Below are 17,681 nucleotides of genomic sequence, written 5' to 3' on the forward strand. Positions count from 1 at the left end.
AATTCTCTTTTGCTTTTCGGTACCTCTATCCTAGTGAAAATCATATAAGGATATCTGCCCAGATAAATTTATGTTGCTTATTTGAAAAAAATAACAATTAATTAAATCTCACTTCTTTTTGGTTAAATTGGAAAAAAAGAGCAAGTATAGCTCATTCGATTGCAGAATCTTAATCAAACTGTACAAAATAAAAAGGACCACAATTTTGAAGACAATAAGAGGTATAATAAACGTACATTGTTACTAGGAACGAGGAAAGTTTGTGAAAGAATATTATTACGATAAATTATTGAAGATTAATACACGTCAAAAAAAAGTGGAAGTTAATCATTCTGTGTATTACCACCCATATGAACCTACACCCTACAGTGCGTTAGAAGAATTATTTAAACACTATCCAATAAAAAGCAGTGATACATTAGTAGATTTTGGGTGTGGGAAAGGACGTTTAAATTTTTTTACGAACTATTTATTCCATGCATCGTGTATCGGAATTGAAATGAATCAGAAATTTTTAGATGATGCATTCGATAATTTAAAAAATTATCAATATCATGCTGGGCAAATTCAGTTTGTTAATTGCTATGCTGAAAAATATAAAATCGAAGCTGAACATAATAAGTTTTATTTTTTCAACCCATTTACAGTTCAAGTGTTTATGAAAGTGGTGAATAATATTTTACGATCAGTAGAAGCTGCTCCACGTGAAATTGACATCATTTTATATTACGCTTCCGATGACTATCGATATTTTTTAGAGACCAGCACGAACTTCGAACTAGTACAAGAAGTGCCCTTGCCGGTTTTATATGATAAAAACCCTTTTGAACGATTTTTAATATATCGTTTGAACCAATTTTAGACAAAAGAAAAACCGTTTCCTTTAGTTAAGTGTTACCAGCACCTAACGGAAACGGTTGTTCATTCGAATCACTTGTATTCTAAATATTATTATAAAGTAATATATTTGATTTAGCAAGCTATTTTTGAACCATTCAGGCAAAAGAAAAACCGCTTCCTCATGTTAAGTGTTACCAGCACCTAACGGAAACGGTTGTTCATTCGAATCTCTTGTATTCTATATATTATTATAGAGTAATATATTTATATTTGCAAGTTCTTTTTCAAAAAAATTTTATTGTGCTATAATTCATAATTAGGCATCCTTCTTGGTTGTCTATTTTTTATTTCTGTTAAGGATATACTAACCTTAAGGAGGCTGGAAATATGGAATTAAACAATGTATATATTGAACTTTGTGATAAAGAAACAGAGGAAACATTATCAAAACCAGATGCTTCATTTTTAAGTAAACCAATCACTTATTTAAAGGAACACCAAAATGAATTTCTTTATATCGAATCACCATCCTTTGAGACATTTAAAACAGATTCACTATCCCTTGAAGTCGATGATGTTTTTAAAACGTATATGGTGTTACTTGGCTTAAAAGTCCAAAAAAAGCATGCATCTACTATTAAATCATTCTTAAATGAAAACTTGCATGGAGGAGAAATTAAAAATTTCAGCGCAATGTTTTCTGGAGATGAAGGATTATGGGATTTAAACATTCCAATAGATATGATGGAAGGTTTCCAAGAGACGACAATTGAAGAAACACTGTCTATCACATCTAATTTTATGACTAAATTATTATCTGCCCTTGAGCAAAACAACTAGAATTGAGGAGAAACGACCTGAACATACAGAAGAAACCTACTTACATTTATACCTATGTACACCATCATGATGAACATGATCTTTGTAGAATGGAGATGCGTTCATTTTTTGGTTTCGATACCCAAGCAAATTTTCTAATTAGTGATATAAAGGTTGACCCAAGTCGTAGCCCTTTCATTGAGGAACGACTTGAAGTTTTATTTGAAAGTAACGAACTTGACGAAATTTCAAACTTTGCTAAAACTGTTCAAGTAAGTTCCACTTTTAAAGTAATCAATTTAAACAAATTTGATATTGGGGATACAAAGAAAATCCCACATCCAGAACGTCGAAAAATTGAACGCGAAGTGGGATTGAATATAGATGGTGAACCTGAACTAGATCATCCTGATAAAATTTTTGGTATTCTTTTATTAGAAAAACGATGGTATTTTGGAATTTATGAAAAAAGTGAATCGGTTTGGCGTCAACACGTACATAAGCCCAATAGTTATTCCACAGCTCTAAATACTCGCGTAGCTCGAGCTGTTGCCAATATTGCTGCTCCAAAACCTGAGAATCTTCGAATAATCGACCCTTGTTGTGGAATTGGTACGGTTGTCGTTGAAGGCCTTTCAATGGGAATGAACATTGTTGGACGAGATATCAGTCCCCTAGTTTGTGTTGGGGCAAGGGAAAATATTAGCTATTTCGGTCTTGAAAGCAACATTACGAAGGGGCCGATTGCAGAAGTAACTGAACATTATGATGTTGCCATAGTAGACTTACCCTATAATATTTATTCACATATAACAGATGATGAACAATTCGATTTAATCCAAAACGCTCGCCGTATAGCGGATAAAGTCGTATTTGTAACGGTCGAGCCAATCGATGTATTTGTAATTAAAGCAGGTTTTATTATTAAAGATCGTTGTATTGCTAAAAAAATGCAATTTGAACGACAAATATTGTTATGCCAATAATCCAAGCTCCCATTTTTGGGGGCTTTTTTATTTTAATAAAACTAAAAAACCGAAAACAATGTAAAATTGCTTTCGGTTAACTTTTATTCTTGTGGTGCAGTATTTGCTTGTTTTTCTTTTTCAGCTGTGTTTAAACACCATACGAAATTATCCCATGCTGAGAACCAACCAACAAAGATTTCAGATGAATCGTCCCAGCGTACATCAAATTTCTTTTGACCATCTACGTCAATTAAATACAATTCTAATGTTGGATCTGCTTTACTTACAGCAAGTCTCATTCCATTTTTTAATTCTTCTTCTGTAAAAACAACATCTGCTACAGAACGTACTTGTGCTTGTTCAAATACCGGTTTGTTTGTAATTCTGTAATTCATATTAAACCTCCAATAAAACTGTCGTGTAAAAGGATAAAACCTGTCCCTCTTTTGTACCATCATAGATATATAAAAAGTATACCCTATAATCACTGAGCAATGAAAACAACCATAAAAAATGTTGTTACGTTAACCCAATCATTTAATTACTGCCTTTTTAACTATACCTATTAATCTACAATTTTTCTACACTGTATTCTAAATATTTTTCGATTTATTAATTATATCAAAATAAGGTTTCAACACAATTATTTTAACTTAATAAATTTGCGTGATTATAACTGGTTTTATCTTGATTAAGTTGCGGGAAGTCAGAAATATTATAAATCAAAGTGTCGGATAATATGTAATTATCAATAAGATTCAATTGTGTACTTCCAATGAGAGGCAACAAGAAAGATTTAATATTTATACAAAATTTCAGATTAATCTCATTTTTTATCTATACACTTAGTGGGCAAAGGAGGAACTAGTATGTTAAAAAAAACAGTAATCTTAATGCTTTTCTTGCTTGGAGGTAATTTTTTCAGTCAGTATTTTGTCAATGCTGATGCAGATGATCATCACAAACATGAAAGATACAAAGAACATAAACACTATGAGGATTTCGATGATTATGAAGACCATGAAGATTACGATGATGATCATCATGATTATGAAGAATATTACGATTACTACGAAATTCCTATACAAAATAGCACCTGGAATATTTGGTTAAGAGAAACGTCCATCACAAAAGGCGAACTTCCCTTTACAGAAGCTAGAAAAGTTTTACTAAAGTGTGAAAACAGTTCTGATGAATTACTTTCCTATGTTATACCAAGTGAAAATGAATTGTTCGTAGCAGGACAAGATATAGCACGTTTATTAGGCGCAGAATCAATATTTTATCCGACTAGTCAAATATTAGAGCTGACGACTATTGATACTGAATTGATCTTCCGTGCAGGTACAAACGTAGCGTATGAAAATAATATAAAAACACCTATTCCAGCAAAAGCATTTTACATGAATCAAGACCTTTATCTTCCTATAAGCGTGATATCCAATGGACTTGGATTTATTGCTGAATGGCAAGACGATACTTTAATCTTTAAAAAATTTAATAACTAGAGGTGACAGAAATGAATGATGATAAAAAGGCTAAATGGATAGTTGGCTCATCCGGTGTCGTGCTATCTGCTATCTTATTAACACAAATAAGCAATACTACTGAAAATACTGAGACAAAAATAACCACTTTCAATGTAAACCAACTAGAAAATATGTCATCACGAGAAAAACAACTAGCTCAATTAGATTGGTCCAATTTTGAAATAGTCATTCCGTCACAATCATTTCAAAGTGAAAGAAAAACGAAGAGATCGTAGAAGGAGTTGGAACAGTGGATACATTAACTTTACAGGTAATGAATACAGAATTTTACATCTCTCTTTCGTCTAACTCAAATACACGATGGAAGGATCATGTCACTAATTGGCTTCAAACAATAGAAAAACAATGGTCTAGATTTGACGATAATAATGAATTATCAAAGATAAACAAATTACGTATTGGTGACACTTTAACAATATCAGAAGATTTATACGATTGTTTATACAAAGCACATTGTTACTATTGTTTAACAGATGGATTATTTTCACCATATTTAAAAAAACAGATAGAATCTCATGGATATCAAAAATCCTTTCCATTTCAAAAAGTGGATAAAACTTCTGAAAAATTTGAGAAGCCCCTTCTTAACCCAATCATTTTCTTGCCGAATAAAAGGATTTTAAAAATCACAAATGAGGAAATTGACTTAGGAGGCTTTGCAAAAGGATATATCGTTGAAAAAGTGGCAAATTGGTTAAAGTACAATATTTCACAAGAATTTGGAATTGTCGATGGTGGTGGTGATATGAAGTTATGGTCCAACTGTGAAAAAGAATGGATTATTGGGATTTCGGACCCATTCAAAGAAGACGAGGAAATCACTTCTATTAAAATTAAAAACGGAGCGATTGCCACTTCTAATCGAGTATATCGAAGTTGGCAGATGAACGGAAAACAAAAGCATCATTTATTGAACGGTCAAACTGGAGAAATAGCAATATCCCCAATCGTACAAGCAACAGTTGTCACAAATAGCCTTTCGGATGCTGAAGTAGCTGTAAAACTTTGTTTTCTCCAGAACAATTTAGAACACCAACATTGGTTGGAAAAACATCACATTTTATCCGCTCGATTTATTATTAGTGAAAATGAACAACCAGTTTGGATTACACCTAGGGGGAAAACATATGTTCATTAGTAATTGGGAATGGATAAGGCTACTTGGATTTTTAGCCTATTTTAATTTTACTATTTCAATCGTATTTGGACTTCTTAGAAAATCAATAATTATAAAAAAGAATAAAAATTTAGTTTTTCAAATTCATCAAGTTGCTTCTTGGATGGGTTTATTCACTCTAATAGGCCACATGTTACTGTTAATACTTGATAAATTTGAGCCATTCACAATTGGCGAACTCCTAATACCGTTTAAAGCTGATTATGAGACTGTTTTTTCAACGTTGGGTACCATAGCTTTCTATCTATTTTTATTTGTTATTTTCAATTCAGATTTATGGATACGAAAATTAGGATTTTCATTATGGAAAAAGTCTCATTTCCTCGTATTCCCAGCTTGGATATTCTCTTTACTTCATGGCATTTTTCTTGGAACAGATTCAGAACGTCCAATGATTACTGTTTTCTACGGAATTTCGGTATGTGCCGTTGTTTTACTGTTACTTTTAAGAGCATTTTCACATCAAAGATTATCTACGCATAGAGAAAAAGGCGTGTCCTAATTTTTTAGGATACGCCTTTTTCAAATGGCAATCGAATAGAGAAGGTTGAACCTTTTCCTAATTCACTCTCAACCGTAATTTTTCCTCCGTGAAGTTCAGTAATTGCATTAGCAATCGACAACCCTAAGCCTGTTCCATCACGTTTACGCACTTCATCACTTCGATAAAATCGGTCAAATATGTTCGGTAATTCTTCCTTACTAATTCCTACCCCTGTGTCTTTCACAGAAATAACAATGTAGTCATCATTATTTTTCTTCAATGATAAGGTTATTTCTCCCTCTTCTGTGTATCGAGATGCATTATCTAAAAGTATATAAACCAGTTGTTGTATTTGTGTGCGATCGCATTCAAATTCGATACCCTTTTCAATCGTACATTGAAGTCTGATTGAATCTGGAAGAGTTCTCTCAAATTTTGAACCAATTGAAGTTAGTAATTCAGAAAGTTGAATGATTTCCTTTTGATTAGACCAATTTTTTTGATCATACCTTGCCAAAAATAATAGTTTTTCCAGTAATTCCTTCATTAATATAGATTCATGTTTTAAATCTTCAACTAGCTCCTTTCCAAAACTACTTAAATTCTCCCCTTCATCTTCGTCCAAAATGTCCAATGAACTGTAAAAGATACTTAAAGGAGTACGTAATTCGTGGGAAGCATCTGAAACAAACTTCATTTGCTTGTCAAAAGACTTTCTAATCGGAATCATAGCTTTTCCCGCCATAAAGTAACTGAGGAATGCAATAAAAATTGAAAAAATAACAGTTAAAACAATCAATAACAAAACCATATTCTTTATGAAATGATATTGTGAAGTAATGTTCTTTCCTAAGATCATATAGCCATCAATCTTCTGTTTGTTTGATATAGGCTTTGACAATAATAAAAATTGATGTCCTTCAAACTTTACTCTATTAATTTGACTATCCTTTATAACTTCAGTACCATAAATTTTTTCAATTTCACGAGATAATCCTTGATAAGACTCATCACCATGGACTAATTGATGGTCTGGTGTATAAATGTAATAAAAGTAAGTACGATTTGGTTCGTAGAATAATTTAAACTGATCATTGAAATGCTTGTATAAATCATGTTTTTGTTCATGATAATAACTCTCTAATTCCTCAATTTGCCCCTGCTTTACTAAATGGACAATTGAAAAGTAAAGTATCAGAATAAAGAAAAGAAAAAATAAGAAAAAACAACTAGCATAAAATAATGATAATTTTTTTCGTGTTTGATTAAACATTGTCTTCTCTCACTCGATAACCGATGCCACGCACATTTTGAATAATGGAACATTTACGGTCCTTATCTATTTTTCTTCTTACTAATTTTACGAGGGCATCGAGGGCGTTATCCGAAATTTCAGCTTCGAAGCCCCAAACATGTGAATAAATTTGTTCCCGCGTTAAGACATGCCCTTTATTAATGAACAAGTATTCTAATAGAAGAAACTCATTTTTTGTTAACGGAATTTCCTCGTCTCCCCTTTTTACTATCCGAGAATTTAGTTGCAATACCAAATCCCCAATAACAATCGTATTTTCAACGGGTTTATCCTTTCTCCGAAGAACTGCCCGCATTCTCGCTAATAATTCCTCTGTTTTGAAGGGCTTAATGATATAGTCATCTGCTCCAGCGTCCAATCCTTCGATAATATTTTGGCAGCTATCCTTTGCAGTAAGCATTAAGATTCCACCTGAAAACCCGTTTTCCCTAAGTTTTTTACAAACTTCGATACCCGATAATTGTGGCATCATCCAATCTAGAATTAATAAATCATAATCCTCAAATAGCGTATATTCATAAGCTTCTTGTCCATTATCAACAGCATCCACTTGGTGGTATTGTTTCTTAATCATATGAACCATATTTTTTTGTAACCGTTGATCATCTTCTGCTAAAAGTATTTTCATACAACATCCTACTTTCGTGATTGCTTAGATAGTCTTATTATAGGTTATTTTTTCCATTAACTAATCAAGTATTTTTGTAAAATAATTAAAAAAAGCAAGAACAATTTCAGAGTATTTTCAGTTTCCATGTGAACGTTAAAAATAAAAAAGGAGTTATGATTATGCCATTACATCCATTAGTTGTTCATTTTCCAATTGCTTTACTTTTTGTTGCTGCCATTATCGAAGTAGTAAATGTTTTTGTTAAGAAAGAAACATTGAACAAATTTGGCACATTATTAATGATTATAGGGATTGTTACAGGTGTTGGAAGTTATTTAAGTGGTGAGAATGCTGAACATTTTGCAAAAAATGCTTGGGGAAAATCCGTTCACGAAACAATTGAACTACACGAATTTTATGCAGGGTTATCGTTATTAGTATTTTTTATCCTTTTATTATTAAAGTTGATTTTCAAACATTCAATACTTAAAGAGATTAAGTGGTCAAAAGGTGCGATAATAAAAGGAGTTTCTTCTATATTAATAGTACTGCTTTGTATTTTTGGGATAACTGCTTTAATCATAACAGGACATCTAGGAGGAAAAGTTGTCTATAATCAACCTTCTCAATCAATTGAAGTAAATTTTCAAAATGAATAATAATAAAAATACCCGATTAGTTCATCAACACTAAGCGGGTATTTTTTCTTTCTAGAATCAAGTTCCTCGAATTATCACACAAATTCTAAAAAAAACTTATTTTTCTTTATTAAATATGTTATTCTAGTATAAGTAAATAGATTTTCTCGTTTATTATACTACATATAACCTTTTCATTCGCCAAAACCCTTGCCATTTTGTATAAATTCCCCTTAACTCAGTATCTACTTCCATTTCTACCAAGGAATTTCCATAAAAACTCATTATATTCAAATACCTTTCTATGAATAAATCAAGTATAAAGCCTTACTATTTTCCAAACTAATGAATAATTTGTGAAACCGCTTTTATTTGCGACAACTTTATATCTTTTTTATGAACAAATTGTGAATTAAACACTATATTCATAGTGGAAATATGTCTATCTTACATGAAGTTATATAAAATAAATTAGCATAAAGGTTTTCGAGAACGGTCTTACATGACGAATTTGCTCGAGACAAGAAAGGAGCATCTTTATGAAAAGAAAGTGGTCACTATTAGCTTCACTTACAGCACTTGTAGTTTTTCTAACAGGATGTGAACCATTATTAGTTTTAGATCCTAAAGGTCCACAAGCGGCACGACAAGCTAGTGACATAATGCTGTCAATTTATATTATGGCAGGAATTGTAATCGTTGTTATGGCAATTTTAGTGTATGTTTTATGGAAATATCGCGCTTCAAAATTACCTGCAGATTATGAACCGCCTCATGTAGAAGGGAACATTTGGGTAGAAGCAATTTGTGTAGGTATCCCTGTAATAATAGTTGCCGTTCTATCATTTGTATCTGTAAAAAGTAACTATATTGTAGAATCCACTCCACAAGGATATGAAGATCAAGAACCACTAGTTGTTTATGCTTCATCATCTGATTGGAAATGGCACTTTAGCTACCCTGAACAAGGAATTGAAACAGTAAACTATCTTTACATTCCAGCAGATCGTCCAATCGAATTTAAGCTTTACTCATTTGGATCAATCACAAGTTTTTGGATTCCACAACTTGGTGGACAAAAATATGCAATGGCTGACATGGTTACGACATTACATTTAGCAGCGGACGCACCTGGTGAATTTGTAGGTCGAAATGCAAACTTCAGCGGTAAAGGTTTTGCTGAAAATACATTTAACGTAACAGCAATGACTCAAGCAGATTTTGACGAGTGGGTTGAAGAAGTACATGAAACAGCAGACCCAATAACAGAAGATGAATTTGAAACATTATTAGAACCTGGTCACCTTGGTCAAATGACATTCACAGGAACACATTTAGACTTTAGTCCTGCTCCTGAACATAACCATCATTCAGAAGAAGATTCATCTGAACATGACCAACACGAAACTCACGAAACACACGAAGAAACAGATCATGCTCATCACTAATTTTTCGTTACGAGATTTATAGATTAGTAATTTCTCTTGAAAGGAGATATAAGGAATGGAATTCTTTCAACGATTCGCCATACCTCATCCAAGTCCAGCGATTTACGCTTCAATGGTTGCTATTGCATTAGTTTCAATTGGGATTGTTGTTGGTTTAACATATTTCAAAAAATGGGGTTACTTATGGCGTGAGTGGTTAACGACTGTTGACCATAAGAAAATCGGGATTATGTATTTACTTTCTGCGATTCTCATGCTTTTCCGTGGTGGCGCAGATGCCATTATGATGCGTGCTCAGTTAGCTACACCTGAAGCTAAACTGTTAGACGCACAACACTATAACGAAATCTTTACAACTCACGGGGTTGTTATGATTATCTTCATGGCGATGCCTTTTATCTTCGCCTTCATGAACTTAATCGTTCCATTACAAATTGGGGCACGTGACGTAGCGTTCCCTCGTTTAAATGCACTAAGCTTCTGGCTATTCTTCTTTGGTGCAATGTTATTTAATATTTCATTCGTTGTCGGTGGTTCTCCTGACGCTGGTTGGACTTCTTACTTCCCTCTTGCTGGGAATGATTTCAGTACTTCCGTTGGTACGAACTACTACATGATTGCGATTCAAATTTCTGGTATCGGTTCCTTAATGACTGGTATTAATATGATTACGACAATTTTAAAAATGCGTGCTCCTGGCATGAAATTAATGCAAATGCCGATGTTCACGTGGTCTGCGTTTATCGCAAACGTAATTATCGTATTCGCCTTCCCTGTATTAACAGTTGCGTTAATCATGGGTACAACTGACCGTTTATTCGGTACGAACTTCTTTACTACTGGTAACGGTGGTATGGACATGCTTTGGGCAAACTTCTTCTGGGTTTGGGGACATCCAGAGGTATATATCTTAATCTTGCCTGCATTCGGTTTATATAGTGAAATTATTTCAACGTTCTCAAGCCGAAACCTTTATGGTTATAAATCAATGGTTGCATCGATGGTTATTATCTCCCTACTATCATTCTTAGTATGGACTCACCATTTCTTCACAATGGGTCAAGGTGCACTTACAAACAGTATTTTCTCTATTACAACAATGGCTATCTCTGTTCCTACAGGGGTTAAGATATTCAACTGGCTATTTACAATGTGGAAAGGGAAAATTCGCTTTACCGTTCCAATGCTTTACTCAATCGGATTTATCCCACTATTCGTAATTGGTGGGGTTACAGGGGTTATGCTTGCGATGTCTGCGGCGGACTATCAATACCATAATACAATGTTCTTGGTAGCTCACTTCCACAACGCGATTATTCCTGGTGTAGTATTCGCGATGTTAGCTGGTTTAACATACTACTGGCCTAAATTCTTCGGCTTTATGTTAAATGAAAAAATCGGTAAATCGACTTTCTGGTTATTATCAATCGGTTTCGTACTTGCCTTCTTCCCAATGTATATCACTGGTTTAGACGGTCAAGCGCGTCGTATGTACACATATTCTGAAGCAACAGGTTTCGGTCCATTAAATATGGTTTCATTCTTTGGTGCTGGTTTAATGGCACTTGGTTTCGTAACAATCGTATGGAACATCTACTATAGTTTCAAAAACTCACCACGTGATATTGGTAGTGACCCATGGGACGCTCGCTCTTTAGAATGGGCAACTCATACTCCAGTTCCTGTTTATAACTTTGCTAGAATGCCACAAGTTAATTCAAGTGAAGCATTCTGGGATTCAAAGAAAAAAGGACACCAATTATTCAAAGGTGAATATCAAGAAATTCATATGCCGAATAACAGCGGTGTACCGTTTGTAATGAGTGCTATTTTCTTTGTTGCTGGTTTCTCATTTGTCTTTGCATTATGGGTACCTGCAGTAATCGCATTAATCGGAATTTTCATCTGTATGGGTCTACGTTCATTCGAATTAGATCACGGATACCATATCCATGTTGAAGAAATCGAAGAAACGGAAAAAAAATTGGGAGGTGCTAAATAATGAAGATCGATCACTCACAACCTTTAGAATATAGCACTGATCAAAATCAATTAAATATTTTAGGCTTCTGGATATTCCTTGGTGCCGAAATTATGCTGTTTGCTACACTTTTCACAGCCTATTTCACATTAGCAGGTCGTACGGGTTCTGGCCCTACTCCTGCTGACATGTTTGAAATTACACCGGTATTAATTGAAACATTTGTGCTTTTAACAAGTAGTTTCACGATTGGTCTTGGAATTCATGCAATGAGACTTGGTCGTAAAAATGCGATGCTTGCATTTTTCGGTATCACCCTTCTTCTTGGTTTAGGATTCCTTGGAGTAGAGATTTATGAATTTATGCACTACTACCACATTGGTGCAACATATCAAACTAGTGCATTTACATCTGCTTTAATGACAACATTAGGTACGCACGGTGCCCACGTAACTTTAGGGTTATTCTGGGGAACATTCATTATCATTCAAGTAATCAAACGTGGATTAACACCACAAAATGCAAATAAAGCATTTATTTTCTCACTGTATTGGCATTTCTTAGACGTTGTTTGGATTTTCATCTTCAGCTTCGTCTATCTGAAAGGAATGATGTAATATGAAAGAATTATTCCCTGCTAAACAGGTGATGGGCTTTGTCTTTTCACTCGTTCTAACTGTAGTTGCCCTATTAGTGTATTTCACTGATATGTCCTTTACAGTAGGTATGACAGTTTTATTAGTAACCGCTTTTGTTCAAGCATTTTTACAGCTAGTTGTGTTCATGCATGCTGGCGAATCAAAAGATGGCCGTTCCATCTATACAACTATTTTCTACGGTGCAATAATTGCAATCGTTACTGTATTTGGATCATTACTAATCTTAATTTGGGATATGTAAAACCAAATGCAAAAGTGACCTCGAGATACTGAGTGCTGTAGCTAGATATAAAACTAAAAAGAGCCGGACTAATTCGTCTGGCTCTTTTTTCATCTCCAAAAATACCTAAGTCTTCTCAACTCTTCTCTTACTACTCTCATGTTCAAACAACTGCATAAATAAACCGAACATATATAGAAATATCCCGCTTTTGACTAATTCAATCCCAAACCATATTGAAACGCTTACAAAGAAACTTAAAACAAGAAGCACAACCCCAGCAATGGCAACAGTTGCAGCAAGGTATCTAAAATAATTGAACATCTTCGGTCACTCCCTGTTTTGCTCGTTTTTGGATTGTCTAGCTTTCTATTAATATATGAGAGTTGTTCACAAAAAAGTCACAACTTTATGGTAAATTATTTTACTTCAATAAACTCCCCTTCTAATTGAAATATCCGTAACTCATTTAGTTTACATAATATTATTATTTAACGAAATGTATATTTTTTTAGAAAATGAAAAAACTACTGCTGATTAACTATGTTTCCTAACCTTTATCAAATTATCAATAATTGGGGGAATATATTTTGACTATGATGAAAGAAGTTCCTGAATCTAAAGTGGAAGCTCCAATAACTGCAAACGCAAATGAAAATCCCTATGAAATTGTAAAGTCCCTTCTAAAAAATTCCGTCGAAGCATTGGGATTAACAGAGGATGTATATCGATTACTTGAAAAACCTATTCGCGTATTAGAAGTATCCATCCCTGTAAGAATGGATGATGGAACAATCAAAAACTTTACGGGTTATCGCTCCCACCATTCGGACATTCTGGGCCCTGCTAAAGGTGGAATTCGTTTCCATCCAGAAGTAAACATTGATGAAGTCAAGGCACTTTCTATGTGGATGTCTCTGAAATCCGCTATTCTAGGTCTACCTTTTGGTGGTGGTAAAGGTGGCGTGATTGTTGACCCAAGAGAATTATCACAGTGCGAGTTGGAAAACTTAAGCCGTGGCTATATCCGAGCCATCACACCAATCATTGGTCCAGAAAAGGATATTCCGGCTCCTGATGTGAATACAAACCCACAAATTATGGGTTGGATGCTCGATGAATATGATCGTTTGCGTGGATATAATGTACCTGGTTTTATTACAGGAAAACCAATTATAGTTGGTGGTTCACAAGGTCGTGTTGAAGCAACTGGACGTGGCGTAGTGATTTCCATTGCAGAAGCTGCGAAAAAGTTAAATATTCCATTAGAAAGTGCAACTGCTGCTATCCAAGGATTTGGAAATGTGGGTAGTATGACAGCAAAATTCCTACATGAGCTTGGAGTTAAAATTATAGCAATTACCGATGTTAAAGGCGGTATCTATAATGAAAACGGCATTGATATACCTAGTTTGAGACAACATGTCGCTGAAACAAAATCCGTTGTCGATTTCCCTGGTGCAGAAAGCTTCGACAGTGATAAATTGTTTGGTTTACCAGTTGATTTCTTAGTTCCAGCTGCATTGGAAAATCAAATTACAGAAAAAACTGCTCCACAAATACAAGCAAAAGTTGTTGCTGAAGCTGCGAATGGACCGACTACCCCAGAAGGTGATCGGATTTTAAATGAAAAAGGAATTTTCGTCATTCCAGATATCCTATGTAACTCTGGTGGTGTAACGGTTTCTTATTTTGAATGGGTTCAAAACAATATGGGTTATTATTGGAAAGAAGAAGAAGTAAATACAAAATTAGAAGAAAAAATGATTTATGCTTTTGAAGACGTACACAAAATGCATGAGGAAAAGCAAGTGAATATGCGTGAAGCTGCATATATCGTAGGTGTTGGACGAATTGCAGAAGCCTTCCAAGCTCGTGGTTGGATTAATGATTGGTCAATGCCATTTAAATGTAAAGCTTAAAGTTAATAAGCATTCGCGTAAGTGAGCGCGAATGCTTTACTTATTTTTGAGCAAGTTCTAATATTATATCGGCCGCTTTATTCACACCACCAGCATTTCTGAAATTTTCCGAAAGCCTAACAGCATTCTCTTTGTATTTTTCGTTTGCGAAAATTTCCTCTACCGCGCTAACAAAATGTTTCTCACCAATTCCTTTTAAATAAACTCCTGCTCCAAGCTCTTCCACCCTTTTTGCTACGAGCTGTTGTTCGCTATGGAACGGATATAAAATCATTGGCACTCCGAAATACAAACTTTCATTTACACTATTCATTCCACAATGTGTAACGAAAACATCTGCCCTTTGTAAAACTTCAATTTGATTTACTCGATTTTTCACGGTGAAGTGGTCAGGAAGGTTTCCGAGTGAGGCAATGTTCGTTTGTTCTCCAACAGACATTATAATTTCATAGCTACTATTAGAAAAAGCTTGAATACAATTTAAGTAGAAATTTTCATTTTGATTAAGTACAGTACCTAAAGATATATAGACAACCTTCTTATTCTTTTTTGGAATCATCTTTTCAGTAAATTCAATAGATGGACCTACAAAATTAAACTTTTCAGAAAAAGTCTCTGCCATAGGTTGAAAATCTTTCGTAGTATAAACGATGGTATTCGTATTATTATCATTTTCAATTAGGGAGACAAAATTATCGACTTCATACCCGTGACTTCTTAGTAATTGTATTTTTTTATTAATCTTTGGCATCCCAAAAATCATGTTAAATATTTCTTTTATTCCTCGTTTCATTAATTTAGCTGTATGTTTATTAAATGCAAAAGAAGTCGTTGAGCAAATATAAGGAATGTTTAACTTTTTGCCAAATAGTTTCCCCCAAACACATAACGAATCACTAACAATACAATCTGGCTGTAGCTTTTTTAATTCAGCACACACTTTTTGATCCATTGCAATAGTAGTATCAACAAGCATCTCTATCAAAGATGTAAAATCTTTTCCTGCTTTTTTAGCAATTTCTTGTTCTGTGATTGGTGGTAAAAATTCATCACATGAAACAAACTTTGCTCCCGCGCCTTCGATTTTCGTTTGAAACTCGTTGAAGGAATAATAGCGAACCTCATTACCTCTTTTCACTAACTCAGCAACAACCGGTATTGTTGGGTTTGTATGACCATGGGCTGGAATCGAAAAAAATACTATTTTACTCATCTACATCCCCTTCTGCTTTCGTGTTTCGAACTATTTCAGCAAATTCTAGAATTTGTTCGCTTTTTAAAATAGCAAGTCCCATTGTTTCATCTTCACCCAACACAATTAATTTATCACCTGGTTTGATGCGATAGCGTTCCCTCGCCTGTTTAGGAATGACAATTTGCCCGCGCTCTCCAACCTTTACAACTCCGAAAAAGTGCTTTCCCTTAGGTCCTAAATGTTGTATTTCTTCTTCCGACATATCCCTCGATAATTCATCTAATGTAATCTGAAATAGATCAGCTAGTAATTTACACTTTTCAATATCAGGTAAAGCTTCTTCACTTTCCCACTTTGCAATCGTTTGGCGAGATACATTTACTTTTTCGGCAAGCATCTCCTGACTTAGTTTACGTTTTTTGCGCAATAATCGTATATTCATACCAATCATATCGATGACAACTCCTTATATTGCTTACTATATAAAACTTTCCCTTGAATTTCTATCAAGATTCAAATACATTTTGTGTTAAAAATCGTGGCAAAATGAAATACATAAATTTCTTAATTTACGGAGAAGATGTACTTAATAGAAAGGAGAAACAAATATGGATGATAAAAATACACTGTTTAAAATGTATGCCATGTTAAATTCCATGCAAAGCCAACTAAACCAATGTAAATCCTATTTAGAAAATATTATGGAAGAAAAAGGTTTTGACTTTAGCACCATTTTGGAAGATTATGATGTGATTGCGTCTCAAGAGGATGATCAAATTCACTAATCCTATAATGTGCTGTAGAAATACAGCACGTACTTTTAAAGGGAAATTAATTAATTTCATACTATATATTGGTGAAAGTCCTATTAAATAGTTTAATAAATACATATGATAAGCTTAAATGGACTTTTGTAAGAGATTACCACAGGAAAAGGAGGGTTGCGAATGTACTACTTCTATCAACCGCAGTATTTTCACTCTCCATATCACCCAATGGCTTATCGACCAATACTACAAAGACCAAATATGAATCATAGATTTGTACAACAACCAATGAATCAACCCAATCCAAGAAATCAACAAAACCCAGGAAATCAACAAAACCCAGGAAATCAAAATCCATATCCCGAAGTAGACCCAAATCAGTTATACGATTCCGCAAACGAAACAAAAAAATTAATGAAAGATGCTAGTATAGTTCTTGAAAGACTATCTTCATCGAAAGATTTTGATAAACAATTAATGGACCACGCACAACAATCGCAAAGTGAAGAAGTGAAAAAATTAATTAAATCGATTGGCATCGAATCGGATGTAGATGTTCTTTATACTCCAGATAGTTTACGATTAGAATTTATATCCCAAATTGCAGATTCAGACTGCTGTAAACTATCCATTGTTCTAAAATGGCGATAAATGATAAAAGCAACTAACTCTTTTAGGTAATTGGTTAGTTGCTTTAGTTAGTTTTTGTGTCTTTCGCTTAACTTGAGATTGAATACCATTTCTTCTTAATTACACTTAATTTTTTGCATTCATCACTAGAATGAATACCATTTTCACTTCTATTTTTACTGATTTACGTATTCATCACTAGTATGAATTCATTTTTTCACTGTTTTCCCTCAAAATTTTGCATTCATCACTAAAGTGAATACCATTTTCCATTTGATTTACACTGATTTTTGTATTCATCACTGGTATGAATACATTTTTTCACTTATTCCCCTTAAAATTTTGCATTCATCACTAAAGTGAATACCATTTTCCCTTTGATTTACACTGATTTTTGTATTCATCACAGGTATGAATACATTCTTTCACTTATTCCCCTTAAAATTTTGCATTCATCA

Annotated in this window: 21 protein-coding genes; 15 read left to right on the plus strand and 6 right to left on the minus strand. The window is 33.9% G+C overall.

Features of this window, described 5'->3' with window-relative positions; genetic code table 11:
- Nucleotides 1-262: 262 nt before the first annotated feature.
- From D8M03_RS05235 to D8M03_RS05245, 3 genes are all read left to right on the plus strand, one after another.
- Nucleotides 263-862: a methyltransferase gene (locus tag D8M03_RS05235; protein ID WP_121213722.1), complete on the plus strand. Its 600-nt coding sequence runs from the start codon at nucleotides 263-265 to the stop codon at nucleotides 860-862.
- A gap of 365 nt (nucleotides 863-1,227) precedes the next feature.
- Nucleotides 1,228-1,680: a branched-chain amino acid aminotransferase gene (locus D8M03_RS05240; protein WP_121213723.1), complete on the plus strand. Its 453-nt coding sequence runs from the start codon at nucleotides 1,228-1,230 to the stop codon at nucleotides 1,678-1,680.
- Between the two features lie 17 nt (nucleotides 1,681-1,697).
- Nucleotides 1,698-2,645, plus strand: a complete 948-nt coding sequence (locus tag D8M03_RS05245) for a TRM11 family SAM-dependent methyltransferase (protein ID WP_245987474.1) — start codon at nucleotides 1,698-1,700, stop codon at nucleotides 2,643-2,645.
- A gap of 83 nt (nucleotides 2,646-2,728) precedes the next feature.
- Here D8M03_RS05245 and D8M03_RS05250 read toward each other — a convergent pair whose 3' ends face one another.
- Complete coding sequence (locus tag D8M03_RS05250; RefSeq protein ID WP_121213725.1) at nucleotides 2,729-3,022, minus strand: hypothetical protein; 294 nt, start codon at nucleotides 3,020-3,022, stop codon at nucleotides 2,729-2,731.
- Nucleotides 3,023-3,496: 474 nt separating this feature from the next.
- Here D8M03_RS05250 and D8M03_RS05255 point away from each other — a divergent pair, with 474 nt between their 5' ends.
- From D8M03_RS05255 to D8M03_RS05270, 4 genes are read left to right on the plus strand one after another with little or no spacing between them, the layout of a single operon-like run.
- The gene (locus D8M03_RS05255; protein WP_121213726.1) at nucleotides 3,497-4,135 is read left to right on the plus strand and encodes a copper amine oxidase N-terminal domain-containing protein; all 639 of its coding nucleotides are present in this window, start codon (nucleotides 3,497-3,499) and stop codon (nucleotides 4,133-4,135) included.
- A gap of 11 nt (nucleotides 4,136-4,146) precedes the next feature.
- A complete protein-coding gene (locus tag D8M03_RS05260; RefSeq protein WP_121213727.1) occupies nucleotides 4,147-4,392 on the plus strand; it encodes a hypothetical protein in 246 nt (81 codons plus the stop codon).
- Between the two features lie 14 nt (nucleotides 4,393-4,406).
- Nucleotides 4,407-5,315 carry an FAD:protein FMN transferase gene (locus D8M03_RS05265; protein ID WP_245987464.1) on the plus strand — a complete coding sequence of 303 codons (909 nt, stop codon included), beginning with the start codon at nucleotides 4,407-4,409 and terminating at the stop codon, nucleotides 5,313-5,315.
- On the plus strand, nucleotides 5,305-5,856 hold the full coding sequence (locus D8M03_RS05270) for a ferric reductase-like transmembrane domain-containing protein (protein WP_121213728.1): 552 nt from the start codon (nucleotides 5,305-5,307) through the stop codon (nucleotides 5,854-5,856). Before D8M03_RS05265 ends, D8M03_RS05270 begins: the two co-directional genes overlap by 11 nt.
- A 4-nt stretch (nucleotides 5,857-5,860) precedes the next feature.
- On the opposite strand, the gene D8M03_RS05275 is transcribed toward D8M03_RS05270, so the two are convergent.
- Both D8M03_RS05275 and D8M03_RS05280 read right to left on the minus strand, forming a co-directional pair.
- Nucleotides 5,861-7,111, minus strand: a complete 1,251-nt coding sequence (locus tag D8M03_RS05275; RefSeq protein WP_121213729.1) for a sensor histidine kinase — start codon at nucleotides 7,109-7,111, stop codon at nucleotides 5,861-5,863.
- The gene (locus tag D8M03_RS05280; protein WP_121213730.1) at nucleotides 7,104-7,781 is read right to left on the minus strand and encodes a response regulator transcription factor; all 678 of its coding nucleotides are present in this window, start codon (nucleotides 7,779-7,781) and stop codon (nucleotides 7,104-7,106) included. Before D8M03_RS05280 ends, D8M03_RS05275 begins: the two co-directional genes overlap by 8 nt.
- A gap of 161 nt (nucleotides 7,782-7,942) precedes the next feature.
- On the opposite strand from D8M03_RS05280, the gene D8M03_RS05285 reads away from it, so the two are divergent.
- From D8M03_RS05285 to qoxD, 5 genes are all read left to right on the plus strand, one after another.
- Nucleotides 7,943-8,422 (plus strand): DUF2231 domain-containing protein, encoded by a 480-nt coding sequence (locus D8M03_RS05285; RefSeq protein WP_121213731.1) that lies wholly within the window; start codon nucleotides 7,943-7,945, stop codon nucleotides 8,420-8,422.
- A gap of 518 nt (nucleotides 8,423-8,940) precedes the next feature.
- A complete protein-coding gene (qoxA, locus tag D8M03_RS05290; RefSeq protein WP_211330870.1) occupies nucleotides 8,941-9,849 on the plus strand; it encodes a cytochrome aa3 quinol oxidase subunit II in 909 nt (302 codons plus the stop codon).
- A gap of 55 nt (nucleotides 9,850-9,904) precedes the next feature.
- Nucleotides 9,905-11,851 (plus strand): cytochrome aa3 quinol oxidase subunit I, encoded by a 1,947-nt coding sequence (gene qoxB / locus D8M03_RS05295; protein WP_121213733.1) that lies wholly within the window; start codon nucleotides 9,905-9,907, stop codon nucleotides 11,849-11,851.
- Nucleotides 11,851-12,447 (plus strand): cytochrome aa3 quinol oxidase subunit III, encoded by a 597-nt coding sequence (gene qoxC / locus D8M03_RS05300; protein WP_121213734.1) that lies wholly within the window; start codon nucleotides 11,851-11,853, stop codon nucleotides 12,445-12,447. Before qoxB ends, qoxC begins: the two co-directional genes overlap by 1 nt.
- A gap of 1 nt (nucleotide 12,448) precedes the next feature.
- Nucleotides 12,449-12,730 (plus strand): cytochrome aa3 quinol oxidase subunit IV, encoded by a 282-nt coding sequence (gene qoxD, locus D8M03_RS05305; protein ID WP_121213735.1) that lies wholly within the window; start codon nucleotides 12,449-12,451, stop codon nucleotides 12,728-12,730.
- 105 nt (nucleotides 12,731-12,835) lie between these two features.
- On the opposite strand, the gene D8M03_RS05310 is transcribed toward qoxD, so the two are convergent.
- Nucleotides 12,836-13,033: a hypothetical protein gene (locus tag D8M03_RS05310; protein WP_121213736.1), complete on the minus strand. Its 198-nt coding sequence runs from the start codon at nucleotides 13,031-13,033 to the stop codon at nucleotides 12,836-12,838.
- Nucleotides 13,034-13,305: 272 nt separating this feature from the next.
- On the opposite strand from D8M03_RS05310, the gene D8M03_RS05315 reads away from it, so the two are divergent.
- Complete coding sequence (locus tag D8M03_RS05315) at nucleotides 13,306-14,631, plus strand: Glu/Leu/Phe/Val family dehydrogenase (RefSeq protein ID WP_281272148.1); 1,326 nt, start codon at nucleotides 13,306-13,308, stop codon at nucleotides 14,629-14,631.
- Between the two features lie 40 nt (nucleotides 14,632-14,671).
- On the opposite strand, the gene D8M03_RS05320 is transcribed toward D8M03_RS05315, so the two are convergent.
- Nucleotides 14,672-15,844 carry a macrolide family glycosyltransferase gene (locus D8M03_RS05320; protein ID WP_121213737.1) on the minus strand — a complete coding sequence of 391 codons (1,173 nt, stop codon included), beginning with the start codon at nucleotides 15,842-15,844 and terminating at the stop codon, nucleotides 14,672-14,674.
- On the minus strand, nucleotides 15,837-16,277 hold the full coding sequence (locus D8M03_RS05325) for a helix-turn-helix domain-containing protein (protein WP_121213738.1): 441 nt from the start codon (nucleotides 16,275-16,277) through the stop codon (nucleotides 15,837-15,839). The genes D8M03_RS05320 and D8M03_RS05325 overlap by 8 nt, the downstream gene beginning before the upstream one ends.
- A 157-nt stretch (nucleotides 16,278-16,434) precedes the next feature.
- Here D8M03_RS05325 and D8M03_RS17665 point away from each other — a divergent pair, with 157 nt between their 5' ends.
- Nucleotides 16,435-16,611, plus strand: a complete 177-nt coding sequence (locus tag D8M03_RS17665; protein WP_170148385.1) for a hypothetical protein — start codon at nucleotides 16,435-16,437, stop codon at nucleotides 16,609-16,611.
- A gap of 162 nt (nucleotides 16,612-16,773) precedes the next feature.
- Nucleotides 16,774-17,244, plus strand: a complete 471-nt coding sequence (locus D8M03_RS05330) for a YuzC family spore coat inner layer protein (RefSeq protein WP_121213739.1) — start codon at nucleotides 16,774-16,776, stop codon at nucleotides 17,242-17,244.
- Nucleotides 17,245-17,681: the final 437 nt, after the last annotated feature.

Origin of the sequence: Ureibacillus endophyticus (genome assembly GCF_003628435.1) — a bacterium.
GTDB lineage: Bacteria > Bacillota > Bacilli > Bacillales_A > Planococcaceae > Ureibacillus > Ureibacillus endophyticus.